At 71.7% G+C, this 24,538-nt stretch carries 23 protein-coding genes and 1 riboswitch; of the genes, 16 read left to right on the top strand and 7 right to left on the bottom strand.

Annotated elements, in window-relative coordinates; genetic code table 11:
- The first annotated feature begins 88 nt into the window (after positions 1-88).
- Complete coding sequence (locus tag OG410_RS17995) at positions 89-1,033, top strand: SCO6745 family protein (protein ID WP_329300104.1); 945 nt, start codon at positions 89-91, stop codon at positions 1,031-1,033.
- Positions 1,034-1,179: 146 nt separating this feature from the next.
- On the opposite strand, the gene OG410_RS17990 is transcribed toward OG410_RS17995, so the two are convergent.
- On the bottom strand, positions 1,180-1,365 hold the full coding sequence (locus OG410_RS17990) for an antitoxin (protein WP_329300103.1): 186 nt from the start codon (positions 1,363-1,365) through the stop codon (positions 1,180-1,182).
- Positions 1,366-1,525: 160 nt separating this feature from the next.
- Here OG410_RS17990 and OG410_RS17985 point away from each other — a divergent pair, with 160 nt between their 5' ends.
- A complete protein-coding gene (locus OG410_RS17985) occupies positions 1,526-2,254 on the top strand; it encodes an HNH endonuclease family protein (RefSeq protein WP_329300102.1) in 729 nt (242 codons plus the stop codon).
- Positions 2,255-2,353: 99 nt separating this feature from the next.
- On the opposite strand, the gene OG410_RS17980 is transcribed toward OG410_RS17985, so the two are convergent.
- The gene (locus OG410_RS17980; protein ID WP_329300101.1) at positions 2,354-3,688 is read right to left on the bottom strand and encodes a hypothetical protein; all 1,335 of its coding nucleotides are present in this window, start codon (positions 3,686-3,688) and stop codon (positions 2,354-2,356) included.
- Between the two features lie 333 nt (positions 3,689-4,021).
- Here OG410_RS17980 and OG410_RS17975 point away from each other — a divergent pair, with 333 nt between their 5' ends.
- Positions 4,022-4,378, top strand: a complete 357-nt coding sequence (locus OG410_RS17975; protein WP_329300100.1) for an ATP-binding protein — start codon at positions 4,022-4,024, stop codon at positions 4,376-4,378.
- Here the strand turns inward: OG410_RS17975 and OG410_RS17970 are convergent.
- From OG410_RS17970 to OG410_RS17955, 4 genes are all read right to left on the bottom strand, one after another.
- A complete protein-coding gene (locus OG410_RS17970; RefSeq protein ID WP_329300099.1) occupies positions 4,368-4,811 on the bottom strand; it encodes a hypothetical protein in 444 nt (147 codons plus the stop codon). The genes OG410_RS17975 and OG410_RS17970 overlap by 11 nt on opposite strands.
- Before the next feature lie 606 nt (positions 4,812-5,417).
- Complete coding sequence (locus tag OG410_RS17965) at positions 5,418-5,780, bottom strand: hypothetical protein (RefSeq protein ID WP_329300098.1); 363 nt, start codon at positions 5,778-5,780, stop codon at positions 5,418-5,420.
- A gap of 88 nt (positions 5,781-5,868) precedes the next feature.
- The gene (locus OG410_RS17960; protein WP_329300097.1) at positions 5,869-6,588 is read right to left on the bottom strand and encodes a hypothetical protein; all 720 of its coding nucleotides are present in this window, start codon (positions 6,586-6,588) and stop codon (positions 5,869-5,871) included.
- A gap of 173 nt (positions 6,589-6,761) precedes the next feature.
- Positions 6,762-7,217 carry a hypothetical protein gene (locus OG410_RS17955; RefSeq protein ID WP_329300096.1) on the bottom strand — a complete coding sequence of 152 codons (456 nt, stop codon included), beginning with the start codon at positions 7,215-7,217 and terminating at the stop codon, positions 6,762-6,764.
- Between the two features lie 200 nt (positions 7,218-7,417).
- Between OG410_RS17955 and OG410_RS17950 the strand changes: the two genes are divergently transcribed.
- From OG410_RS17950 to OG410_RS17925, 6 genes are all read left to right on the top strand, one after another.
- Positions 7,418-9,664, top strand: a complete 2,247-nt coding sequence (locus OG410_RS17950) for an N-6 DNA methylase (protein ID WP_329300095.1) — start codon at positions 7,418-7,420, stop codon at positions 9,662-9,664.
- A gap of 226 nt (positions 9,665-9,890) precedes the next feature.
- Complete coding sequence (locus OG410_RS17945) at positions 9,891-10,514, top strand: hypothetical protein (protein WP_329300093.1); 624 nt, start codon at positions 9,891-9,893, stop codon at positions 10,512-10,514.
- 38 nt (positions 10,515-10,552) lie between these two features.
- Positions 10,553-12,037 carry a serine/threonine-protein kinase gene (locus tag OG410_RS17940; protein ID WP_329304158.1) on the top strand — a complete coding sequence of 495 codons (1,485 nt, stop codon included), beginning with the start codon at positions 10,553-10,555 and terminating at the stop codon, positions 12,035-12,037.
- 186 nt (positions 12,038-12,223) lie between these two features.
- On the top strand, positions 12,224-13,051 hold the full coding sequence (locus OG410_RS17935) for a glycoside hydrolase domain-containing protein (protein ID WP_329300092.1): 828 nt from the start codon (positions 12,224-12,226) through the stop codon (positions 13,049-13,051).
- Positions 13,052-13,284: 233 nt separating this feature from the next.
- Positions 13,285-13,944: a SurA N-terminal domain-containing protein gene (locus OG410_RS17930; RefSeq protein WP_329300090.1), complete on the top strand. Its 660-nt coding sequence runs from the start codon at positions 13,285-13,287 to the stop codon at positions 13,942-13,944.
- Between the two features lie 214 nt (positions 13,945-14,158).
- Positions 14,159-15,145, top strand: coding sequence for a nucleoside triphosphate pyrophosphohydrolase (locus OG410_RS17925; RefSeq protein WP_329304157.1), 987 nt, complete (start codon positions 14,159-14,161; stop codon positions 15,143-15,145).
- 115 nt (positions 15,146-15,260) lie between these two features.
- On the opposite strand, the gene OG410_RS17920 is transcribed toward OG410_RS17925, so the two are convergent.
- Complete coding sequence (locus OG410_RS17920; RefSeq protein ID WP_329300089.1) at positions 15,261-16,472, bottom strand: globin domain-containing protein; 1,212 nt, start codon at positions 16,470-16,472, stop codon at positions 15,261-15,263.
- Positions 16,473-16,640: 168 nt separating this feature from the next.
- Here OG410_RS17920 and OG410_RS17915 point away from each other — a divergent pair, with 168 nt between their 5' ends.
- The 7 genes from OG410_RS17915 to OG410_RS17885 all read left to right on the top strand — a co-directional run bounded on the left by OG410_RS17915 (position 16,641) and on the right by OG410_RS17885 (position 24,087).
- On the top strand, positions 16,641-17,912 hold the full coding sequence (locus tag OG410_RS17915) for a cytochrome P450 family protein (protein ID WP_329300088.1): 1,272 nt from the start codon (positions 16,641-16,643) through the stop codon (positions 17,910-17,912).
- A 300-nt stretch (positions 17,913-18,212) separates the two neighbouring features.
- The gene (locus OG410_RS17910; RefSeq protein WP_329300087.1) at positions 18,213-19,100 is read left to right on the top strand and encodes a transglycosylase family protein; all 888 of its coding nucleotides are present in this window, start codon (positions 18,213-18,215) and stop codon (positions 19,098-19,100) included.
- Between the two features lie 183 nt (positions 19,101-19,283).
- Positions 19,284-19,478, top strand: a riboswitch (cyclic di-AMP (ydaO/yuaA leader).
- A gap of 4 nt (positions 19,479-19,482) precedes the next feature.
- Positions 19,483-20,181, top strand: a complete 699-nt coding sequence (locus tag OG410_RS17905) for a transglycosylase family protein (RefSeq protein ID WP_329300086.1) — start codon at positions 19,483-19,485, stop codon at positions 20,179-20,181.
- A gap of 373 nt (positions 20,182-20,554) precedes the next feature.
- Positions 20,555-21,841 (top strand): phosphopyruvate hydratase, encoded by a 1,287-nt coding sequence (gene eno / locus OG410_RS17900; RefSeq protein WP_328669509.1) that lies wholly within the window; start codon positions 20,555-20,557, stop codon positions 21,839-21,841.
- A gap of 120 nt (positions 21,842-21,961) precedes the next feature.
- The gene (locus OG410_RS17895) at positions 21,962-22,438 is read left to right on the top strand and encodes an FtsB family cell division protein (protein ID WP_329300085.1); all 477 of its coding nucleotides are present in this window, start codon (positions 21,962-21,964) and stop codon (positions 22,436-22,438) included.
- A 39-nt stretch (positions 22,439-22,477) separates the two neighbouring features.
- Positions 22,478-23,119 carry a DUF501 domain-containing protein gene (locus OG410_RS17890; protein WP_329300084.1) on the top strand — a complete coding sequence of 214 codons (642 nt, stop codon included), beginning with the start codon at positions 22,478-22,480 and terminating at the stop codon, positions 23,117-23,119.
- Positions 23,116-24,087, top strand: a complete 972-nt coding sequence (locus tag OG410_RS17885) for a Ppx/GppA phosphatase family protein (RefSeq protein WP_329300083.1) — start codon at positions 23,116-23,118, stop codon at positions 24,085-24,087. The genes OG410_RS17890 and OG410_RS17885 overlap by 4 nt, the downstream gene beginning before the upstream one ends.
- The last annotated feature ends 451 nt before the right edge of the window (positions 24,088-24,538 follow it).

The following is a 24,538-nucleotide window of genomic DNA, read 5'->3' as shown; positions in this document are numbered from 1 at the left end:
ATCTAGTCGTTGACAAGTTCGGGCGGCCGGGGCAATCTTGTCAGTGTCAAGTTGTGGAGCGTGTCGATACCTGACGAGGGGTGGAGTCATGTCCGGGAACGTGAGCGGGACGAGTGGGGCCGTCGGGACGGGCGTCGCGGGCGAAGGTGGCGTGCCGGCGGACGGCGCGGGTGTCGACCTCGGGCAGGTGCGCCGGCTCTGGCATCTGCTGGAGCCCCTGCATGCCGTGCTGTACTACGCGCCGGAGGCCTTCGAGGAGGCGGCGGCGCTCGGATACGGGACCGAGGAGCGCTGGCCCAGCTACTTCCCCTATCGCGCGGCGCCGTTGGGGGCCGTCGGCGGACGGCGGGTGGCCTCCGCCTTCTACAGCTTCAGCCCGCGCATGGTGGACGAACACATCGGCTCCGCCTGGCGGACGGCGAGTCCGGAGCAGGTGCTCGCCGCGCGGGAGCGGGCCGTCGACCGGGCCTACCGCGCGATACTCGGCGGCCGTGTCGACAGTCCCGAGCTGGCCGAGGCCGCCGCCCTGGCCCGCCGGGCCGCCGACGCCGCCGACGCCGCGGGCCGTCAGCTCGCCGCGGCCAACGCCGAGTTGCCCTGGCCGAAGGCCCCGCATCTCCAGCTGTGGCACGCGGCGACGATCCTGCGCGAGCACCGCGGAGACGGTCACCTCGCCGCCCTGCTGGTCGGGGGCCTGGACCCCGTCGAATCGCTGGTGTCCTTCGCGGCGATAGGCGCGGCCTCCGTGGAGCGTTTCGAGAGTCGTGGCTGGAGCCCGCGGGAGTGGGCCGCGGCCAGGGGCCGCCTGGCCGCCCGGGGGTTGGTCGACGAGGACGGCATCGCCACGGAGGCCGGACGTGAGCTGCGCCGCCGGGTCGAGGACCACACCGACCGCCTCGCCGCCGCCCCCTGGCGGTCGCTCGGCCCGGACGCCGTCAGCCGCCTCGCCGATCTGCTCGGCGAGTTCTGGGTAGCGGTGCTGGGCTCGGGACTGCTGCCGTCGGAGACGACGCTGGGGATCGGAAAGGTCTGAAGAGTCCGAACAGCCGCGACACAGTCCGAACAGTCGCGACGGGGGCGGTTTCGCGGGGCCGGGAGAGGGGGCGGTCAACGACACCGGCCCCACCCGGCGGGTGTGCCGCGGTGGGGCTTGGCGGGGAGGTTCTCGAATTGCTCCGGCTATGACTGTGGGGGCCGGTCGCGGTCCATGCCCATCGCGCCTTCGGCCTTCTGCTGCGCGTCGTCGACCTTGTCCGTGTATTTGTCGCCGGTCTTCTTGTTGACCTGCTTCTCGGCGGCGTCGGACATGTCCGATGCTTTGTCCTGTGCCGCCCGGTTGCTCTTGAACTTGTCGAAGATGCCCATCCAGAGCTCCTTCCGGGGTGACTCACGATCGACGATACGCCCGGCGTGCGCCTCTTGCCCATTGATGCCCGGTATGGCCGGGGAATGCCGGCCATTACCGTGGGCAGACGGGAATCACGTCCGATCGGGACGGACCGGGGAGGCGAAGGGGAGGGACGTCGTGCTGCGTCTGAGGGGTGGGGCGGCTGCCGCATTGGTGGTGCTCGTCATCGGTGCCGGAGTCAGCGGCTGCAAGAAGGATTCCCTGGGTTCGGCGGAGCCGCAGGAGACGGTGGGCGGCGCCGGTGGTGCCGCGCTCACCGCAGTGGACTCGCTGGCGGTCAAGGGGCGCGCGCCCAAGACCGGGTACAGCAGGGAGCGGTTCGGCACGGCCTGGGCCGACACCGACGGGAATTCGTGCGACACCCGTGACGACATCCTCAAGCGGGATCTGAAGGACGTGAAGTTCAGCGACGGCACGTGCAGGGTGTCCCGTGGGGTCCTCGAACCCGATCCGTACGGCGGCAAGGACGTCACCTTCGTCCGCGGCCGCAGCCTGGTCGACATCGACCACCTCGTCGCGCTCTCGGACGCCTGGCAGAAGGGTGCCAAGTACTGGGACGCGAGCAAGCGGATAGCGCTGGCCAACGACCCGCTCAACCTCCGTGCCGTCGGCGCGAGCGCCAACCGCAGCAAGGGCGACGGCGACACCGCGACCTGGCTCCCGCCGAGCAAGGCGTACCGCTGCACGTATGTCGCCGCGCAGGTGGCGGTCAAGAAGAAGTACGGGCTCTGGGTCACCGGCGCCGAGAAGGCGGCCATGAAGAAGGTGCTGGGCGGCTGCCCCGGCCAGAAGCTCCCCTCGGGCGGCAACCCGACCGAGGCGCCGAAGAGGTTCCACGCGAAATGATGTGAGGGGGCGTCGGCCCGTCGGCGGCGGGGTCGTGACGGGTCCCCCGGCGGCGCGGAGACGGAAGGGGGCGAGCGGTCGCCCGCCCCCTCGCGGCTGTCAGACGGACGGGTTGACCACTACTGCGGCCGAGTTGTTCGTGGGGTCCGGGTCGAAGGCGAGGGACCCGCCGCCGGAGTCGGGCCGTGCGACGACGCGGCCCGTCGCGTCGGGGACGACCCGGTCGACGCGCAGCCCGAACGAGAAGCTGACGTTCAGGTCGGGGCTGGTCCACGTCGGCAGGGTGCAGACGTAGTGGACGACGTCTGGGGCGTCGCCCGGTGCCCTGGCCGTCCGGCAGGTGCGGGGCACGGACGTGGCGGTGGTGCCTTCCGGGAGATAGAAGTCGATCGCGACGAGCCTGTCACCGGAGGTGACGTCACCGACCCAGGCCGGGCCGTAGTTGACGAAGCGGAAGGCGGCGGTGACGATGTCGCCGGCCGCGCCGCTCACCTCGGTGCCCTTCATGGCGAAGTCGGCGGTGTTGTCGGCGTTGACGTGCCACACGCGGTTGTTGTTCGAGTTGTCGAGGTCGACGGTGGCTTCGTCGGCGGGATGGACTCCGTACTCGAACCGCTCGTGCAGCGCGTGGCCGGTGACGGCGAGGCGCAACGGCTCCGGCAGTTCCACGGTGGCGCCGGGCGGGACGTCCGTGTCGAAGGAGCAGGTCACGTGCGTGAACGCGTCGTCCAGTGGGGTATAGCTGCACTGCGGGTAGCGGGTGACATCGAGGCCGTACGTCACATACATCGACATCGTGAAGCCGTGCGCGGTCTCGTTGCCGGTGTTGGTGACGGAGGACGGCACGGTCAGGCTGCTGCCGGGCGCGACGCCGGTGACGTCGTCCTGGGCGGCGCTGATGCCGAGGTCGATGCCGGACCCGACGGTGACGGACGTCGTCGCGCTCGGGGCGACGAGCGTGCCGTCGGGGCCGCCGGTGGCCTCGGCGGAGTACTGGATCGCGCCTTGCGCCCCCAAGGCGGCTTCGGCGTCGGCCCGCAGTTTGAGGCGCACGCTCGGGCGGTAGGGGGCCCGCACGTCCCCGACGTCGCACACGGCGACGGTGCCGCCCTCGTCAGGTGCGCAGTTGTCGGGCCAGGCGACCTCGGCGACCCCGTCGAGGCGGGAGACGTCGACGGTCAGCCGCGCGTCGGTCACGGTGATGTCGCGGTTGGAGTGGAACAGACCGAGGTCCAGCGTCCGGTACTGCGGCGTACCGCCCTCCGGAGCGACGGTGACCGTCGCGTCCCGCGGTGCCTCGATTTCCAGCTCGTCGCTCTGCGCCGCACCGCCGGCGAACGCGACCCCGCTCCCGAGCCCGGCGAGGACCAACGCCCCCACGGCTCCGGCACATAACCCGCGACGCAGTACACGTCCGACGGACAGAGAACTCATTGCATCCCCCAGAAGGGCAGAGGTGACCCCGGCGAAGTGATCATCACCGGACGCCAGTTCGACTCCGTGTCGGGGCCGAAGGTTGTAGACGAGGAGGATGTTGTCCGGGTTGATCAGGTACGCCGACCCTGCCGACCTTCTATGACAACGCCCGAGACGCTAGTGCCGGTCCGGCTGCAGGACGGTTATCAGGGCGGCGAGTTGGCGCGGCCCGGTGGTGAGGATTGTCTCCGGTGCGTCCCCCTCTTGGGCGTACGCCCTCCAGCTTCCGCATGATCCGCTGGCGCCCCGCATCGCCCGGGTACCCTCAGGGCTGTTCTCGGTGGGCACGGAATGGCTGAAATCGCCGACGCCGCCGAGCTGCTGGCCTCGGAGCTTGTCACGAACGCCTATCGGTACTCCGGAGGGCGCGCGACGCTTCGGCTACGGGCGCTCGACGGTGGCCGGCTGCGGATCAGCGTCTGGGACGCCGACCCCCACATCTCGCCCCCGTTCGACAAGCGGCACGGTGTGCTCGGTCCCGTGCCGGCCGAGGCGGACGGCGGGCGTGGGCTCTTCCTCGTATGCCACTACGCGGACGCCTGGGGCGGGCACCCGCTCGGCGACGGTCTGTTCGGCACGAGCGGGAAGCTGCTGTGGTGCGAGGTGGGGCCGCCGGCACCGGCGGCCCCGGTTTGTATCAGCGGGTGACCGGCAGGGCCCCGGCGAACATGTGGCCGTCGGCGCGGGTCTGGACCGGGAAGTCCACCTTGAGGGCGCCCTCCTGGCCCTGGACGGTCAGGTGGGTGACCGTCTTCAGGCCGAGGAACGCCTTCCTGGCCGCGGTTGCGGTGACGTACGGGCGGGCTATGTTCATCAGCAACTCGCCCGGTCTGCCGCCCCGGTTGCCGTCGAAGAACATGATCCGCTGGTTCGTCAGGACGACGTAGACCGCGCGCGGGCGGACCGTCGCCATCACCATGCCCAGGGTGAGCACCCCGACCACGATCGCGGTGAGGGCCTGCTTGCGCACCGAGACCGTACCGATGGTGGCCAGGCTGGTGAGTTCGATCTGCTCGCCCGGGAGCAGCAAGGGAGCCGAGGTCTCCAGCAGTTGTCTGTTGCGGCGGGCGTTGATGGCCATGGAAGGGCTCCTGGGATGGATCGGGGATGAACGGGGCGGTGGGTGTGGTGGCGTCGGCTGCCGCTGCGGCCGCCGATCGGTTTCCGCCGGTCGGCCCGGTCGCCCGTCTCCCCTCACGTGCCCGGGGGATTGTTTCAAGCCGGGGAAAGGCTGAAGAGTCACTTTCCGCAAGGTGAAATCAAGTTCGCGTCATGGACGAGTCAAGATCGTTCACGGGGGAGTCAAGCGGGTTCCTGTACGTGCCCTTTGGGCTCTGTGTCCCCTGTGGGCTTTTCTTGCCTCGGCGGACATCGCGTCCGGTCCTCCGCCCTGCATCCGCTCCATGCCGACGTCAGCAGGCCGCGCGTACCGCATTTTTCGGATGCGTCGTCGGCGGATTGTCGGCTGTCCGGCCGTCAGAATCCAGCGCGGGACCTGTGGGGTGAAGCTTGTGACCCGGTGGGGATGATCCTGCGGCCTGGCGGGGCTGATCCTCGCGGCCCGGCGAGACTGAGCGTCGGATCGCCCGGCGGGGGGACGGAGTCCGTGACACCCGGCGGGGGCGGAGTCCGCGGCGCCCGGCGGCGGTGAACCGCCCGGGGCCTCGGTCCCATGTGCTGCCGGGTGTCAGCGCAGGTAGGGGTTGCCTGCCGCCTGGCCCGGCCAAGGGGCGTGGCCCGCGCCGGTCATGGCGTTCCGCGGAGTGGGCTTGTCGAACAGCGGGCCCGCCAGCAGCCACACGGCCAGGACCAGGGTGCCGAGGACGACCAGGCCCAGGGTCGCCTCACCCTCGCCCTTCGGGAGGCTCACCAACGACAGAAACCCCACCTCGTACAGCACGAACGAGGCGAAGGCGCCCCAGTCGGATCCTCGTCCCCGGCGGATCGCCACGTACAGGAAAGGCACCCACACCAGCAGGCCGAACGATCCGACCGCCAGAACCGACCACGCCAGCCGCTGGAACCAGCCGGCTTCCACGCGCTTGTCCATCACACCCCCGAACTACCCCGTGAACCCCCGAGAGGATTCCCGGGCCCCCGAGAAACCACTCGGGGGCGCCATGTTCCCATCCGGCGGGTCATGCGTGCTCGTGTTCGCCCTTCAGGGAGGTCACGATCAGGGCGGCCAGCTTCTTCGCCGTGGCCGCGCCGTTGTCGTGTCCGTCCGTGGACAGCACCGTGACGACGTCCGTCCCGGACTGCGCGGCGATCAGGGTCGTTCCGTTCTGCCAGGCGCTGTTGGTCAGTGTGATCGTGTAGGCGGCGTCGCCGAGACCGGTGGTGTCGGCCCCGACGGCCTTCACCTTGGTGTGCGTGTCCGCGTCGGTGTAGGTCGCGCAGGCGGCGACGGCCTTCTTCAGGTTCGCCATCACCTTCGTCGCGGTCGTGCCGCGGAAGGTGTCGATCTGCTGGGCGATGTCCTCGGACGTGGCCTTGCTGACGTAGTCGTTCTGGGCGAAGGAGACACCCGAGTCGCCGGTGATCGCTATCCAGCTGGTGCCACCGAACAGCGTGCAGTCGGGCTTCGCCGCAGGCGAGGAGCTCGGCGCGATGTACGTGGTGCCGGTGTCCCGTGCGGCGCTCGGATCCACCGCGAAACCGTCGGCGAAGAAGGAGGCGGGCGCCAGTGCCTTCTTGAGCTGCGCGCCCGTCAGCAGACCGGCATTGGGATCCTTGGGCGGCTTCGTCGCCGCGGCGGACGAGGTCGAGGTGCCGGTCGCGGAGGAGCAGGCGGTCAGGGCGAGCGGGAGCAGGGCGGCGGCGATCAGCGCCTTGGCCGCGCGGGAGGAATGACGCATCGGGATCTGTCCTTCGAAGGTGAGGTCGGAACGGGCCGAGTGCCCGTGCCCGGGTGGGGCTTTCGGTTGGCGGGGACTGGAAGAAGACGGGCGGGGCGTACGGTGGCCGGCCGGCCGGCGGGCGGCGTGTACGGCCGCGGGTCGGTCGGGTGGGCGGGGCGTACGGCCGCCGGTCAGTCGGGCGGGTGGGGCGTACGGCGGCCGGTCTTCTTCCAGTCCCCGCAGCCGGACGTCTTGAAGTAGGTGTCCTTGGCGCTGATCGTGACGACGGCCGTGCCGGTGACGTCGCCTTCCGTGATGAGCGAGTCCAGGCCGTGACCGGCGTCCTCGGCACGTTCCCAGTGGCAGGAGCCGTCGGTGTTGCCGGTGGTGCGATAGGTGCCGGGCTCGATGTCCGGGCCGACCCGGAAGTCGCCGTTCCCCGGGAACGAGGCCTTTCCCTTCCCGGCCGCGTCGGCCGAGCCGGTGTGCTGCCGGGTGCCGGGATGTGGGGTCGTGGAGACCGAAGAGCCCCTGTCGGGGCCGCCGGTCGCGGGGCCATGGCCGCGGCTGTTGCCGTCGGCGTTCGCCGAGACGACACCGATGACGACGAGGCCCACAGTGGCGCTCAGCGCGGCCCTGCCCTTCATGCCCACGACTGCTCCCCTCCCCGCGGCGGACGCCTCGATGGCGGCCGTTCGTTCGCTGGGTCAATAAGACCAGAGCCTGTGAATCGAGTCAACACGGTTCACGCAACCTCTTGTGTTCACGGTGTGAACGGGTAGATCTTGCCTGCGTCGGTATGCTCGACGCCACACAGGGACGAGTCGGGACGAGAGGAGCGGAGCGAGTGCAGGACAACGCGACCGAGGTGACCGCCGCCGGAATCGCACGGCTGGCCGGTGTCGGCCGTGCGGCCGTGAGCAACTGGCGTCGTCGGCACGCCGACTTCCCCAAGCCCGTCGGCGGCACGGAGACCAGCCCGTCGTTCGCCCTCGCCGAGGTCGAGGCCTGGCTGCGTCAGCAGGGAAAACTCGCCGAAGTGCCCCTGCGGGAACGCGTCTGGCAGCACCTCGTCGGCCACCCCGAGGGCCCGGCCACCGCGCTCACCCACGCCGGATTCGTGCTGCTGCTCATCCATGACCGGCCGACGGTCTGGCTGGAGGCGAGCGCAGGCTCCGACGAGCGCCTCGCCGCGCTGTTGCCGACCGCGCTGGAGCAGGTGGTCACCCCCCGGTTCGGCCGGGTACGAGGTGAACGGGGCGTTCACGCCGAGGCGGACGCGGTGTCCTCGTCGACTGTGAACCGACCTGCGACTGTGAACACTCCGGAAGCCGATCCTGATCCAGCGGTATCAGTGCCCCCGCACGCCCCGCACGCCCCGCACGCCCCGCACGCCCCGCACGCCCCGCACGCCCCCGTCATCCCCCCGGTCTCCGCGATCCCGGCACCCCCCGCCGCCTCGGCCACCCCCGCGCTGCACCTCCCCACCGGCCCCCAGCTGCTCCCCTCCGTCCCCCTCCTCCGCGGCGTGGCCGAGCTCGCCGCCGAGCTGGGTGCCCGTCAGACCTTCGAGTTCCTGCTCGGGCGGCACCTCGACGCCAACCCGCGCCAGTACACGCCCACCCCCGCCGAGCTCGCCCGCCTCATGGCCGACCTCGCGGGACCCGCCCGCACCGTCCTCGACCCGGCCTGCGGCACCGGCGCCCTGCTGCGCGCCCTCGACACCGGCCCAGGTCAAGAGCTCCACGCCCAGGACAGCGCCCCCGAACTCGCCGCGCTCACCGGGCTCCGGCTCGCCCTGCACGGCCGGGCCACCGTGCGCGCGGCCGTCGGCGACACCCTGCGCGCCGACGCCTTTCCGCGGCTGCGCGCCGACGCCGTCCTGTGCCATCCCCCGTTCAACGAACGCAACTGGGGTCATGACGAACTGGCCTACGACCCCCGCTGGGAGTACGGCTTCCCGGCCCGTGCGGAGTCCGAGCTGGCCTGGGTGCAGCACGCGCTGGCCCGGCTGCGGGACGGCGGCACCGCCGTCCTGCTCATGCCGCCCGCCACCGCCTCCCGCCGTTCCGGCCGCCGTATCCGCGCCGACCTGCTGCGCCGCGGCGCGCTGCGGGCCGTCGTCGCGCTGCCGGTCGGCGCGGCGGCCCCGTACAACATTCCCCTGCACCTGTGGGTGCTGCGCCGGCCCGAGAACGCGCCCGGCCGGCCCGAGGTGCTGCTCGCCGACGCCGGGCAGTTCACCGGCGAGGGGCGTGGCGGTCCCGACTGGGAGGCCGTCAGGGGCGTCGTGCTCGACGCCTGGCGGGCCCACGACCGGGACGGCACCCTCCAGGAGCGGCCCGGTCTGGCGCGTTCCGTGCCCGTCATCGAACTCCTCGACGACGACGTCGACCTCGCCCCGGCCCGCCACCTCCCGCCCCCGGCGGCGGCCGACGGCGCCGAACAGCTCGCGGCCGTGCGCGAGTGCCTCGACGAGACACTGCGGCTGGCCACCGGTCTCACCCCCTCGCCCGCCGTGACGGGCCGGCCCGCCCGCTGGCCGCTCACCACCGTCGGCGAACTCGCCCGCGGGAGCGCCCTGGTGATGCGTACGGGCGGGAACGGCGGCCCCACGCGGGTGCCCGTCCTCACCGACCACGACGTGCTCGCCGGCACCGGCCCCACGGGGACCCTGCCCGAGAGCGACGAGGAAGCCGTGCTGACGGAGGCGGGCGACGTGGTCGTGCCGGTGCTCGGCGGCGGCTCGGTGGTCCGGGTGGTCGACGGCACGACGGCGGGCGCCGTCCTGGGGCGCAACCTCGTGCTCCTGCACCCCGATCCCGCGGCGCTCGACCCGTGGTTCCTCGCCGGGTTCCTGCGGGGCACCGCCAACAACCGCCAGGCCAGCAGTTACGCGTCCACCGCCACCCGCCTCGACGTGCGCCGGCTGCAACTGCCCCGGCTCCCGCTGGACGAACAGCGGCGCTACGGCGCCCGGTTCCGCGCGCTCGACGAGTTCGAGCGGGCGCTCAGGCACGCGGGCCGGCTGGGGGACCAGCTCGTACGCGGCATGTACGACGGGCTGACGGACGGGACGGTGCCCCCGGGCTGAGGCCGCGAGTGTCCCGCGCGCCCCGAGTGCCGCGCGCGCCCGGGGCGGAGCGCCCCGCCTGCTCCGCCCGTCGCCCCGGGCCACCGCGGGGCCGTCTCTCCCGACGTCACCTGCGGCGTCGTGCGAGGTGATCGGCGCGACAACGGTTCCGTACAACCCGGGACCGGTCGTCCGTGTCGGCCTATACGCTCGAACTCCGAAATCGAACCCAGGCCCGGGAGCAGTCATGTACGGCCACGACGGGGCGCCACCCACCCGCAGCGCGGGAACCGTCATCACGTTGCGCGTGCTGTTCGCCGCCGCCGGGCTCCTGTCGTGCGGTCTGCTCGCCTGTGTTCCGCTGTTCCGGGTGGCGATCCAGCGGGGGCGGTGGTTCGACTGGACGGCGGCCTGGGTGTCGCTGCCGGTGTCCATCGGCGCGCTCATGGTCGTCGGTACGGTGCCGGAGAGCGACAGCAGGGGCGATGTCGCGCTGGCCGTGGCAGTGATCCTCGGCGCCGGCAGCGTCGCGCACTACCTGGCAAGCGACATCCGCTTCCACAACGCGGCGCGGCGGCCCATCGGTTACGCGCCGTTCCACGCGCAGACCGCCCCCGGGCCGTACGGCCATCCGCAGTCCGCGCCGCCCGCCCCGCCGTACCCGGGCCTCCACGTACCGCAGGCGCAGCCTCCCGTACCGCAGCCTCCCGTACCGCAGGCGTACCCGCCGAACACGCCGATGCCCCAGCCCCCGCCGCAGCGGGCCACGCCCGCGCGCATCGACCAGGTGCGCGCCGAGCTCGACGAACTCAGCGACTATCTGCGCAGGCACGGGGACCGGCGCGACGGCGAGCACGAGGGCGGACGGTGACCGCGGAGGCCGGACGCGTCGTCGCCGGGCGCTACGAACTGGCCACGCTCATCGGGCAGGGAGGCATGGGCCAGGTCTGGACGGCCTACGACCAGCGGCTCGACCGGCGCGTCGCGGTGAAGCTGCTGCGTCCCGACAAGGTCGTCGGCCAGGAGGCCGACGAACTGCGCCGCCGTTTCGCGCGCGAGTGCCGGGTGACCGCCCAGGTCGACCATCCCGGCCTGGTCACCGTGCACGACGCGGGCAGCGAGGGCGAGGAACTCTTCCTCGTCATGCAGTACGTCGACGGTGCCGACCTCTCCGATCACCTCGCCGAACACGACCCGTACCCGTGGCAGTGGGCGGTCGCGGTCGCCGCGCAACTGTGCGCCGTACTGAGCGCCGTGCACTCCGTGCCGATCGTCCACCGCGACCTCAAGCCGCGCAACGTGATGGTGAAGCAGGACGGCACGGTGACCGTCCTCGACCTCGGCGTCGCCTCCGTCATGGACACCGACACGACCCGCCTCACGCACACCGGCTCCCCCATCGGCTCGCCCGCCTACATGGCGCCCGAGCAGGCGATGGGCGGCGCGGTCGGCCCGTACACCGACCTGTACGCGCTCGGTGTGCTGATGCACGAACTCCTCAGCGGCGACGTGCCGTTCACGGGCTCGACGGCCCTCGGCGTGCTGCACCGGCACCTGTACGAGCCTCCGCTGCCCGTACGCCGGCTGCGCCCCGAGATCCCGGAGGCGCTGGAGAACCTGGTCCTGCGCCTGCTCGCGAAGGACCCGCAGCACCGGCCCGCCTCCGCACAGGAGGTGTACGAGCACCTGGTGCCGCTCCTGCCCGCGCGTGGAACGCCCACCGGGGCGCCGCTCGACCCCACCCGCCCCTTCCTGCGCCCGCACGCCCCCTGGCCGGACCGCGCGCGCACGCCCGCACCCCGGCCCGCCCCCGTGGCGCGGGCCGCCGGGAAGACCGATGTCGCCGGCGCCGTCGACGAGGTGAAGCGCCTTCTGGGCGAGGGCCGCATCACCCAGGCCGTCGACGTCCTCGGCGCGATCCTGCCCACCGCAGCACAGCAGCACGGCGAGCACTCCCCGGTCGTACGCACCCTGCGCAAGCAGTACGCGGCCACGCTCATGGACGACGGCCAGTACCGGCGCGCGCTGCCCGAACTGCGCCGCCTCGCCGACGAACGCGCCGCCGAGTCCGGCCAGGCCGACCCCCAGTCCCTGCGCTACCGCTACGAAGCCGCCCAGTGCCTGGAGCAGTTGGGCGACCCGGCGACGGCGCTCGCCGAGTACCGCGCGCTGCTGCCGTACTACGAGAACCGGTACGCGGCCGACGACCCGGAACTCGCCTTCGACGTCCGCCGCCGCATCGGTCACCTGCTGCTGGCGCTCGGCGACCGCGCCGCCGCCCACGACACACTGGCCCGGCTGCTGCACGACGTGGAGCGGCTGCACGGCCCCGGACACCCGCTCGCGGCCGAGATCCGGCGGACCCTGCAGTGGCTGGGTCAGGTGCGCGGCTAGGACCGGTCCCGGTTTTTACCGTGCGCTGAGAGGATCTTGTGACTCCGTAGGGGCTTTCTTTCCCGAACGGGCATGCGTGGCTGGTTGGGTTGCGCCTGTTTCGTGCCGCGCGCGCCGTCTGTGCGCCGCGTGCGCTGTCATCGCACAACCGGCCGGTACCACCGGCACAACCAGGGGTGGGTTCACATGTCCGACCATCGTCAGTCGAGGAAGCGCCGGTACATCACCTGGGGGGTGGCCGGGGTCGCCGTCGTCGCCGGCGCCGGTATCGCCGCGCAGACCTCCATGGCCGCCACGACCTGGCCCGCCCAGAAGACCTACACAGGCCGCGCCTTCGACACCTGCGCGGCGCCCTCGCTCACCGCGATGAAGGCCTGGCACACTGGCTTCTACGGAGCCGCCGCCGTGTACATCGGCGGCAAGAACCGCGGATGCGCCCAGCCCAACCTCACCGCGTCCTGGGTCAAGTCGGTCAGCACGCTGGGCTGGAAGCTCATCCCGCTGTACGTCGGCGCACAGCCGTCCTGCCAGACCGGGAGCAGCCCCGAGAAGATCACCACCGCGACCGCGGCCTCGCTCGGCGCGGCCGACGGAGCGGACGCGGTCGCCAAGGCCTCCGCCCTGGGGATGAAGGCCGGCAGCCCGGTCTACCTGGACATGGAGTCGTACGACATCACGAACAAGGCGTGCAACGACGCCGTGCTGACGTACGTGCGCGCCTTCGACAAGGTCCTGCGCGCCAAGACGTACCGCTCCGGGTACTACGGCTTCACCAGCTCCAGCGCCAAGGCCGTCGCGACCGCGACCGACAAGACGGACCTGCCGGGCAACCTCTGGTACGCGCTGTGGGACCAGAAGAACACCACGACCACTGACTGGCCGTGGGGTGCCACCCAGTTCACCGGCCACAGCCGCGCCCACCAGTACATGGTCAACAGCAAGGAGACCATCGGCGGCGTCACGATCACCGTGGACCGCGACGCCTGGGACGCGCCGGTCGCCATCACCGGCTGACGCGCGGACGGCCCGCGGGAGAGGACGGACACGGGCGGCCGGTCGGATCACCGGCCGGCCCTGGTCACTCGTACGGGCGGACCGTGGCCGTTCCGCGAGGCCGGGAACCGTCGGCGGTGCCTGAAGTCGTCGTGAATCGTTGGTCGAATGGCTGGCCGAGAGGCGGGCCACTGCCTACCATCGATCACCGCAAGACTTTGTGCACCGTCGCACAATCTCCTCGGGAGGCTTCCTTGCACCGCCGCCGTCGCACCGCGCTCGTCCTCTCCGCCGCGATCATCGCCGCGGCCCCTCTGCTCACCGGGTGCGGCAGCGATGCCCATCCCGGCGCGGCGGCCGTCGTCGGAGACAGCCGGATCACCGTCGCGCAGTTGGAGGGCCGGGTCGACGAGGTGCGCTCGGCGCAGCGGGCCGCCAGCAAGGACGACGCCCAGTACGCGCAGGTCGTCGCGAGCACCGGCACCCTCACCCGCGACACCCTGCACAGCATGGTCCTGGACCGGGTGCTGGACCGGGCGGCCAAGAACGCCGGCGTGGAAGTCACCCGCAAGGACTCGCAGCAGATGCGGTCGGCGCTCGAACAGCAGGCGGGCGGCTCGAAGGCGCTGGAGACGGCCTGGCTGTCGAACTACGGCGTGGCGCCCAAGCGCCTCGACGACAGCCTGCGCACCGAGATCGAGGCCCGCAAGCTCGCCGCCGCACTCGGCGTCGACATGAACACCACCGACGGCAAGGCCGCCTTCTGGAAGGCGATGTCCACCGCCTCGAAGCAGCTCCATGTCGACCTGAACCCGCGCTACGGCACCTGGGACGTCCAGAAGAGCAGCCGGGTCGACGCGAAGACGCCGTGGGTGCGTGAGGTCTCCACGGCGGTGACCCCGCAGCCCGCGTAACCCGTCGCCGCGGGGCGGCGGGGCGTCAGCTGATCGGCGGCGGGCCGGCGGCGGATCCGCGGATCGGCCGTGTCGCCGGGGCCTGTGGACACCTGTGTCCCCGGGGCCTGTGGACAACTCCGGGGGTGTCGGCGGCGTGGGTTACGTTCGAGGGGTGAACGCAATCAGTGAACCGACGGGGACCGCTCAGGGCGGCGAGCGGACCGCGGCCGATGTGACCGCCGACGGCAGGGGCGCCGCCGACCCCGGCCGCATCGTCATGCTCACCACCAGCCACCGCGTGGCGCCCGGCCTGCTGTCCTGGCCGGCCTGGCAGGCGCTGCACGGCGCGGACCGGGTGCTGTGCTCGGACGGCGCGCACCCGCAGGTCCCGTATCTGCGCGAGGCGGGCATCGGGGTCGACGAGGAGTCACCGACCGCGCAGGAGCTGGTCGACGCGTGTGCCAGCGGCCGCTCGGTGGTCGTCGTCGCCACCGGCGAGGGCGAACCCCGGCTCACCGACGGTCTGGCCCGCCTGGCGGGCTCCGGCCGCATACGGATGCCGGACCTGGAACTGCTGCCCGCCTCGTACGACCTGCCGGGCGCGCGTCTGCTCGACCTCGTCCAGGTGATGGACCGCATCCGCGCCGAGTGCCCCTGGTCGTCCCGGCAGACGCACGAGGGCCTGGCGAAGTACGGCCTGGAGGAGTCGTACGAGCTCGTCGAGGCCATCGAGGAGGGCGACCGGGACGAGCTGAGGGAGGAGCTCGGCGACGTCCTGCTCCAGGTCGTGTTCCACTCCCGGATCGCCGAGGACGACATGGAGGCTCCGTTCTCGATCGACGACGTGGCCGGCGGGATCGTCGCCAAGCTGATCCACCGGCACCCGCATGTCTTCGGCGACGAGACGGCCACGACGCCCGAGGAGGTCAAGGAGCACTGGCTGCGCACCAAGGCCGAGGAGAAGCGGCGCACCTCCGTCACCGAGGGTGTCCCGCTCGGCCAGCCGGGTCTGGCCCTGTCGGCCAAGCTGTCGTCCCGGGCGCGTACGGCGGGACTCGACGTTCCGCTGCCCGCGGGCGAGGGCGTGGGATACGAACTGCTGGCGATGGCCGTCCGTGCCGAGGCCGAGGGCGTCGACCCCGAGGCGGCGCTGCGGGCGGCGGCGCGGACGTACCGGGACGCGATCCTCGGGGCGGAGGAAAAGGGAGGGGCGGGCTGACCGGGCCCCGGTCGGTCCGGGGGAGGCCCGGGGTGAGGCCCGTCGGTCCGGGGGAGGCGCGGGGTGAGGTCGGTCGTTCCGGGTCACGGTCCGGGGTGAGGTCCCTCTTTCCCGGTCACGGTCCGGGGGTGCGGCCCGCCGGGTTGTGCCAGGCCGGAGGGGGGCGGTCGAGAAGCCACTGGGCCGCGCCCACCGGGCGGGGACGGCTCTCCCCGGTCGGCGGCAGCGGGTCGTGGAAGACCCGGTCGGCCGGTGCTCCGAGAGCGGAGAGCGCGTCGCCGGTCTCTTCGACGAGATCGGGCGGACCGGCGACATAGACGTCGTGCCGGGTCCAGCCGGCCCGGTTGCCCAGCGCGGTGAGCAGCCGTTCGGTCGCCTGGACCTTGGGGCGGCCGGGCGCGGGGGTGATGTAGGTGACGGCGAGCCGGGGGAGCGCGGCCCGCAGGCGTTCGACGGCTGGCCGGTCGTAGAGGTGCGCGATGTCGCGGGCCACGAGGAACAGACGGGCCTCGTGGGCGGGGTCGAGCTGTTCCAGCAGGGCCTTCACCGGTGCCCAGCCCGTGCCGGCCGCGATGAGGGTGAGGGGCCGGTCGGCGGGCGTCCGCAGGGTGAGGCCGCCGCCGGGCGGGCCCAGCCGCAGTACGTCGCCCACCCGGGTCCGCCGGACGAGGGCGGTGGAGAGCATGCCGCCCTCGACGCGGCTGACGTGCAGGTCGACGGTGCGGTCGGCGCGCGGCGCGTTGGCGAGGGAGTAGGGCCGCCAGACACGAGGCAGATGGGGCACGCAGACACTGACGTACTGACCGGGGGAATAGGTGAGCCGTTGCCGTGGCAGCAGGGTGAGGACGGCGAGGCCGTCGCCGTGCCGGGTGCGGGAGACGACCTCGGCGTCCCACCAGAGCGGCTCGCCATGGTGCCGGGCCTCCCCGGCGCCCTCCAGCATGCACCGGGCGATCACCCCGTACGCGGCGGTCCACGCCTTCTCGGTCTCGGCGCTCCAGGCCGAGCCCGCGACGACCGCGAACGCGGCGATCAGACTCTCCCCCACGGCCGCGTAGTGCCCGGGCCGGGTCAGGTACTTGCGGTGGTCGCGGCCCAGACTCCGTAAGTAACGGGGCAGGTCCGGATCCTCCAGCCTGTCCATGACGAAGGTGAGCGCCGCGAAGAGCCGGTCCCGCTGCCGTTCCATGTCCCGGGCGAGATCCGCCGGGAACAGCGCGCGGAGCTCCGGGTTGTGGCGGAAGAGGTGCGAGTAGAAGTACTTGACCGCGAACTCGGCCCGTCGTTCCACGACCGCGAAGCTGGATCTGAGTATTTCGGGGTCCACGGCAGGAAAGTAGGAACGCGCCGGGCGGCGAGGTCAAACAGCCGGCCATGTCCGGACGGTCCGGGGCGAACCGGGCGGGAGACGCTCAGGCCGCCGCCGCGCGCGAGGGGTGGCGCCCGATCGCCGGGCGGCCGGGGGGACGACGCCCCCTGCGGATACGGTCGAGGAGTGACCGAGTACGAAGCCTCCGCCAGCGCCGCCCCCGAACTCTTCACCTGGGAGTTCGCCACCGACCCCTACCCGGCGTACGCCTGGCTCAGGGAGAACGCGCCCGTGCACCGCACGCGGCTGCCCAGCGGGGTGGAGGCCTGGCTCGTCACGCGGTACGCCGACGCCAAGCAGACCCTCGCCGACCAGCGGCTGTCCAAGAATCCCGCGCATCACGACGAGCCCGCGCACGCGAAGGGCCGGACCGGGATTCCCGGGGAGCGCAAGGCCGAGCTCATGACGCATCTGCTGAACATCGACCCGCCGGACCACACCCGGCTGCGGCGGCTCGTCAGCAAGGCGTTCACGCCGCGGCGCGTGGCCGAATTCGCCCCACGGGTGCAGGAGCTGACGGACCAGCTCATCGCCGGGTTCGCGGCCAGGGGTTCCGCGGACCTCATCCACGAGTTCGCCTTCCCGCTCCCCATCTACGCCATCTGCGACCTGCTCGGCGTCCCGCGCGAGGACCAGGACGACTTCCGTGACTGGGCGGGCATGATGATCCGGCACGGCGGCGGGCCCAGAGGCGGGGTCGCCCGGTCCGTGAAGAAGATGCGCGGGTATCTCGCCGAGCTCATCCACCGCAAGCGCGAGGCGCTGACCGCGGAGCCCGCACCGGGCGAGGACCTCATCTCCGGGCTCATCCGCGCCTCCGACCACGGCGAGCACCTCACCGAGAACGAGGCCGCCGCCATGGCCTTCATCCTGCTCTTCGCCGGCTTCGAGACCACGGTCAATCTCATCGGGAACGGGATGCACGCCCTGCTCACCCACCCCGGGCAGCGGGCGCGTCTCCAGGCCTCCCTCGCGGCCGGGGAGAGCGGGCTGCTCGAGACGGGTGTCGAGGAACTCCTGCGCTACGACGGGCCCGTGGAACTGGCCACCTGGCGGTTCGCGACCGAGGCCGTGCGGATCGGCGGGCAGGACATCGCGGCCGGCGACCCCGTGCTCGTGGTGCTCGCGGCCGCGGACCGCGACCCCGAACGTTTCGAACAGCCGGACACGCTCGATCTCGCGCGACGTGACCTTCAGCACTTGGGCTACGGCCACGGCATCCACTACTGCCTGGGCGCGCCGCTCGCCCGGCTGGAGGGGCAGATCGCGCTCGGTACGCTCCTCGGCCGCCTGCCCGACATCCAACTCGCCGGAGAATCGGCCGATTTGCGCTGGCGTGGAGGTCTCATTATGCGTGGATTGCGCACGCTTCCTGTGGAGTTCACCCCGGTCAAATAGGCCTGGACCGGCCCATCGGTGACCCTTCGGCATCCCCGCCGAAGGGGTTCTTCCGCATACCGGAAAGAGCACCCCTGCGGCTAGCGGAACATGATGCTCCATCAAATCTGTGATCTTCGCGTGATCTGTACTGCATCGACTTGTAACCAGCGTTCGAGTGCGACTACCTTCACCCATCAACGCGGCGCCTGCGCTTCTTGGTTCACAGGGGGCCGCGGTACTCCCTGCTGTCACTCGAAAGGCTTTCGTATGCTCTCCGGGAACGGCCGTCACCGTCGCCCTCGTCAGGCCCCGGCACTCATGGTCGCCGCAGGGGTGACCGGATCGGCGATCGTCATCCCGCTGCTCGCCGCGGCGAGCGCGAGCGCGGCCGACGGGAACACCTGGGACCGGGTGGCGCAGTGTGAGAGCGGTGGCGCGTGGAGCGCCGACCAGAGCAACGGGTACTACGGCGGCCTTCAGCTCGACCAGGAGAACTGGGAGGCGCACGGCGGCCTCGACTACGCCCCGAGGGCCGACCAGGCCAGCCGCTCGCAGCAGATAGCCGTCGCCGAGAAGGTGCTCGCCGACAAGGGCCTCGCGGCCTGGCCGACCTGCGGGCCGCTCTCGGGTCTCAGCAAGGGCGCGGCCGGCGTCAGCGTCGACACGGGCGTGGCCGGCGATGCCTCGAACGACGAGGACGAGTCCGGTTCGTACGTTTCGTCCGGCCTGGCGACGTCACCCAGTACGTCACCTTCGGACAATTCTTCCGCTTCGTCCGATTCGGGTGACTCCTCGGATGCCGCCGGCAGTACTGCGGAGCCCAGCGCCTCGCAGAGCTCCGACAGCTCGGATGCGGCGACCGGCAAGGGTGACAAATCGGCCAAGTCCGGGAAGAAGGAGGCTTCTTCGAGCCCCTCCGACGCCCCGAGCACCAGCACCGGGCGGCACCGCGGCGGGGATGCCGAGGAGAGCGCGACCGGCGGCGGCGCCGACAGCACCACCGGGCGGCATGCCGCGAGCGCCTCGAGCGACACCGCGTACGTCGCGGACGTCATCGACAACCTCTGGAAGGTTTCCGACGAGCTGGGCCTCGGTGGCGGATGGGTCGACCTGCCCACCGCCGACGCGGTGGCGACCGACAGCGCTCCCGGCCTCGTCGCACCTGGTCAGAGCATCGCGGACACTGCCGAAACGGCGCAAAAGTAGCGGGAGTTCGCGTCCTGGTTAGCTGGGGAATGTCCCATTTGATGCAAGTGAGACATGGGTCTCAGAAGCCCTGATCGTCTTTGAATTTCCGCCGATCGACTGCTTACGGTCGTGACTGCTCGCCACAGCGGGCCCCGACGGTCGCAACGCCGAATCCTGCCAGCGGCCGTACGGGAACAGTCGTCGCGTCATGCGCCGTAGGCAGGAGCGGGGGACCCAAGGTAAGTGCCGGGACCGGGAGTTGAGAGACACCCGGGAACGGCTTGGGGTGAAGCCGCGCGCCGGACGTCCTGGAGACAGGGCCGAAGGCAGCGCGGCCGGGCAACTCAACCGGCCCGAACCCGACAGCTCACCTCGCAGGCGTCGGTGAGGGGATCTCTCCATGCTGTTCTCCAGCAAGGGCAAGCACCGCCGCCCGAACAAGGCCACCCGCGTCGCCACGCTCGCCGGTGTCACCGGTGTCGCCATCGCCGCCCCGCTGATGGCGGCCGGCAGCGCCTCCGCCGCCACCACCTCCGAGTGGGACGCCGTCGCCCAGTGCGAGGCCGGCGGCAACTGGTCGATCAACACCGGCAACGGCTACTACGGCGGACTCCAGTTCTCGTCCTCCACCTGGGCCGCGTACGGCGGCACCGCCTACGCCTCCACCGCCGACCAGGCCTCGAAGTCGCAGCAGATCGCCATCGGCGAGAAGGTTCTCGCCGGACAGGGCAAGGGTGCCTGGCCGACCTGCGGCGTCGGCCTGTCGAGCACCCCCTACGGCGGCGGCTCGGCCCCGGCGGCCCCGTCCGCCTCCACCTCGTCGAGCGACTCGCAGAGCGCCCCGGCCACCCGTACGACGGAGCAGCCCGCCTCCCGTTCCGCGGAGCGCCCCGCCGTCCAGAAGACCGTCACCACCCCGACCGGCAAGAAGGTCAAGAAGGGCGACGGTGAGTACAAGGTCGTCAAGGGTGACACCCTCAGCTCGATCGCCGAGAAGAAGCACGTCAAGGGCGGCTGGCAGAAGCTGTTCAAGCTGAACAAGGGCATCGTCGCCGACGCCGACTTCATCTACCCGGGCCAGCAGCTGCACCTGCGCTGAGTACCGCGGCGCGCCGGTGCCGTGTGGTCGCCTTCGGCGGAGGGCGGCCACTTCTCGGACGGCGCGCGGGTGCCTTCCGGGCCGGATTCCGGCCCGCGTCCGAGCCGGACGACAGCTCCCCTCCCGAACCGGGCCTTTTTGGGAAAGGCCCGGTGAGGGTCCCCGTCCCCACGGGCTCCCCGCTCCGGCGCGTGTTCCCCCGCACGCGCCGGAGCGGGGTTTTTCATTTCTTTTTTTGTTCCGTTCAGGAACAATATGTACGCTCAGTTCCGCTCAAGGGGTGGTCGATCGGCTGGCCGATCCCCGTGAGCCGGTTAGGCTCATCCCGCAGGGCTGCCAAGTCCTGCGTACCCGCGTCACATCCCATAAGGAGATGCTCGTGCCGTCCATCGACGTCGTCGTAGCCCGGGAAATCCTGGACTCCCGAGGCAACCCCACGGTCGAGGTCGAGGTCGGCCTCGACGACGGCAGCACGGGTCGTGCCGCCGTTCCGTCCGGCGCCTCCACCGGAGCCTTCGAGGCCATCGAGCTTCGCGACGGTGACCCCAACCGCTACCACGGCAAGGGTGTCGAGAAGGCCGTCCTCGCCGTCATCGAGCAGATCGGCCCGGAGCTCGTCGGCTACGACGCCACCGAGCAGCGCCTGATCGACCAGGCCATGTTCGACCTGGACGCCACCGACAACAAGGGCTCGCTCGGCGCCAACGCCATCCTCGGCGTCTCGCTCGCCGTCGCGCACGCCGCCTCCGAAGCGTCCGACCTGCCGCTCTTCCGCTACCTGGGCGGCCCGAACGCGCACCTGCTGCCCGTTCCGATGATGAACATCCTGAACGGCGGGTCGCACGCCGACTCCAACGTGGACATCCAGGAGTTCATGATCGCCCCGATCGGCGCGGAGTCCTTCTCCGAGGCCCTGCGCTGGGGCGCCGAGGTCTACCACACCCTCAAGAAGGTGCTGAAGACCAAGGGCCTGTCCACCGGCCTCGGCGACGAGGGCGGCTTCGCCCCGAACCTGGAGTCGAACCGCGCCGCCCTCGACCTCATCCTCGAGGCCATCAAGGAGGCCGGCTACACCCCCGGCGAGCAGATCGCCCTCGCCCTCGACGTCGCCGCCTCCGAGTTCTACAAGGACGGCGTCTACACCTTCGAGGGCAAGGAGCGCTCCGCCGCCGAGATGACCGAGTACTACGCCGAGCTCGTCGCGGCGTACCCGCTCGTCTCCATCGAGGACCCGCTGTTCGAGGACGACTGGGCCGGCTGGAAGATCATCACCGACCAGCTGGGCGACAAGGTCCAGATCGTCGGCGACGACCTCTTCGTCACCAACCCGGAGCGCCTGGCCCGCGGCATCGAGGAGGGCTCCGCCAACGCCCTGCTCGTCAAGGTCAACCAGATCGGCTCGCTGACCGAGACCCTGGACGCCGTCGAGCTGGCCCAGCGCAACGGCTTCAAGTGCATGATGTCCCACCGCTCCGGCGAGACCGAGGACGTCACCATCGCCGACCTCGCGGTCGCCGTGAACTGCGGTCAGATCAAGACCGGCGCCCCGGCCCGCTCGGACCGTGTCGCCAAGTACAACCAGCTCCTGCGCATCGAGGAGATCCTCGACGACGCCGCGGTCTACGCCGGCCGCAGCGCCTTCCCGCGCTTCAAGGGCTGATCCCCCGCACGGCTCAGGCAGAGTCCTCCGTACGTCCCCGTACCCGGTCCCGTACCGTGTGCGGGGACGTACGCACGTGACGGGCCCGCACGGCGGGCCGGTAGTGGGGAGGCGGGACTCATGGCCGTGAAGGACCGGGACCGGTTCTCCACCTCGACCAGGCTGAAGCTGCTCGGCGAGCAGACGGCGGCCAGGGTCTACCGCTCCCAGACCAAGCGGCAGGCGCGCCGCTCCCGGCTGACCGGCCGGGCCGCGCTGCTCGCCATGGTCCTGTGCTCCCTGATCGTCGCCCTCGCCTACCCGATGCGGCAGTACGTCTCCCAGCGCGCCCAGATCGGCGACGTGGAGCGGCAGCGGGAGCAGGCCCGGCAGCGGGTCGAGCAGCTGCGCGACCTCAAGGCGCGCTGGCAGGACGACGCGTACGCCGAGCAGCAGATCCGGCAGCGGCTGCACTATGTGATGCCGGGCGAGACCGGGTACGTCGTGATCGACCCGGACGCCGCGAAGCAGTCCCGTGCCGAGCGGGGCGCCGCCGACCTCCCCTGGTACACCAATATGTGGGACGGCGTGGACAAATCCGACGCCGCCGACCGCTGACGCCCCATGAACTGACCAGAAAGACACGTGACTCACGGCATGGAAACGCCACCGCCCACCACCCCGCGCACCGAGCCCACCGACGCCGACGTCGAGGCCTTCAAGCAGCAGCTCGGACGGCCGCCGCGCGGGCTGCGCGCGATCGTGCACCGCTGCCCCTGCGGCCAGCCGGACGTGGTGGAGACGGCGCCCCGCCTCCCCGACGGGACGCCGTTCCCGACCACGTACTACCTGACGTGCCCGCGGGCCGCGTCCGCGATCGGGACGCTGGAGGCCAACGGGGTCATGAAGGAGATGACCGAACGGCTGGCCACCGACTCCGAGCTGGCCGCGGCCTACCGCGCCGCCCACGAGGACTACATCGCGCGCCGTGACGCCATCGAGGTCCTGGAGGGCTTCCCGAGCGCGGGCGGCATGCCGGACCGGGTGAAGTGCCTGCACGTCCTGGTCGCCCACTCGCTGGCCGCCGGGCCGGGCGTCAACCCGCTCGGCGACGAGGCCATCGCGATGCTGCCCGAGTGGTGGAGCAAGGGCGCGTGTGTCACCCAGGCCGGACCGCCGGCCGGCGACGGGCCGAAGACGGAGGGCTCCACCGAGGCCGCCGGTTCCGCCGAGGACGCCGAGTCCACCGGTTCCGCGGAGGCCGCCGGTTCCGCCGCGTCCGCCGAGGACGGCCGGTGACCCGCGTCGCCGCCGTCGACTGCGGTACGAACTCCATCCGGCTCCTGGTGGCCGACGCGGACCCGCGGACGGGCGAACTCGCCGACCTGGACCGGCGGATGACCATCGTCCGGCTGGGCCAGGGCGTCGACCGCACCGGCCGGCTCGCCCCCGAGGCGCTGGAGCGGACCTTCGCCGCCTGCCGCGCGTACGCGGAGGCCATCAAGGAGCACGGCGCCGAGCGGCTGCGCTTCGTCGCCACCTCGGCCTCCCGGGACGCCGAGAACCGGGACGAGTTCGTGCGCGGGGTGCTGGACATCCTCGGCGTCGAGCCGGAGGTCATCAGCGGGGACCAGGAGGCCGAGTTCTCCTTCACCGGCGCGACCAAGGAGCTGGCCGGGCGCGACGACCTCGCCACGCCCTACCTGGTCGTGGACATCGGCGGCGGCTCGACCGAGTTCGTCGTCGGCGCCGACCGGGTGCGCGCGGCACGCTCCGTGGACATCGGCTGCGTACGGATGACGGAACGTCACCTCGTCCGCGACGGCGCCGTGACCGACCCGCCCACGGCGGAGCAGGTCGCGGCCATGCGCGCCGACATCGAGACCGCCCTCGACCTCGCCGAGGAGACGGTCCCGCTGCGCGAGGCGCGCACCCTGGTGGGGCTGGCCGGCTCGGTCACCACGATCGCGGCGATCGCGCTGGACCTCGACGCGTACGACTCCGAGCGGATCCACCACACCCGCGTCTCCGTCGGACGCGTCCGCGAGATCACCGAGTGGCTGCTGCGCTCCACGCACGCCGAGCGCGCCGCCGTTCCCTCGATGCACCCGGGCCGGGTGGACGTGATCGGCGCCGGTGCCCTCGTCCTGCTCTCGATCATGGAGCGGACCGGGGCGGAGGAGGTCGTGGTCAGCGAGCACGACATCCTCGACGGCATCGCCTTCAAGGTGGCCGAGGACGCCGAAGCCGGCAGGCAGGGCGACTGACGCGCGGTGACGCGTCGAGAACGGGCGTGAGACGGCCCCGGCCCCCTTTTCGGGGAGCCGGGGCCGTCGTGTCCTCCAGCGGCGGCACAGGGCTCCCGGGCGCCTGTCCGGCGGTGCCGCGGGGGGTGCCCGGTGGCACCGCGCGGGTTGTCCGGCGGTGCCGCGGGGGCGTGGCACCGGTCTCCTTTGCTACTGATCGGTAGCCTCGGCTGAGCGGCTCGGATAACGTATGAGCGTGCCCGCGGGGGTCCCGGAACCCGTCTGGCGAGTCCCCGCCGAGAAAGTTCGTGAAGTTCTTCACAAGGAAAAAGGCCCTGCTGGGCGACAAGAGGGCCGCTTGGGCCCTTCCGCGGGGCCGGACCGGTCCGGCAGCATGGTCGGTGAAGCGTTGCGACAGCGTTTCCGGGCGGTGAAACACAGGTGTGGTCTGCTGGGCCGAACGGGTTGGGCC

Origin of the sequence: Streptomyces sp. NBC_00659, assembly GCF_036226925.1 — a bacterium.
Taxonomy (GTDB): domain Bacteria; phylum Actinomycetota; class Actinomycetes; order Streptomycetales; family Streptomycetaceae; genus Streptomyces.
This window is presented reverse-complemented; position numbering and strand designations above follow the sequence as displayed.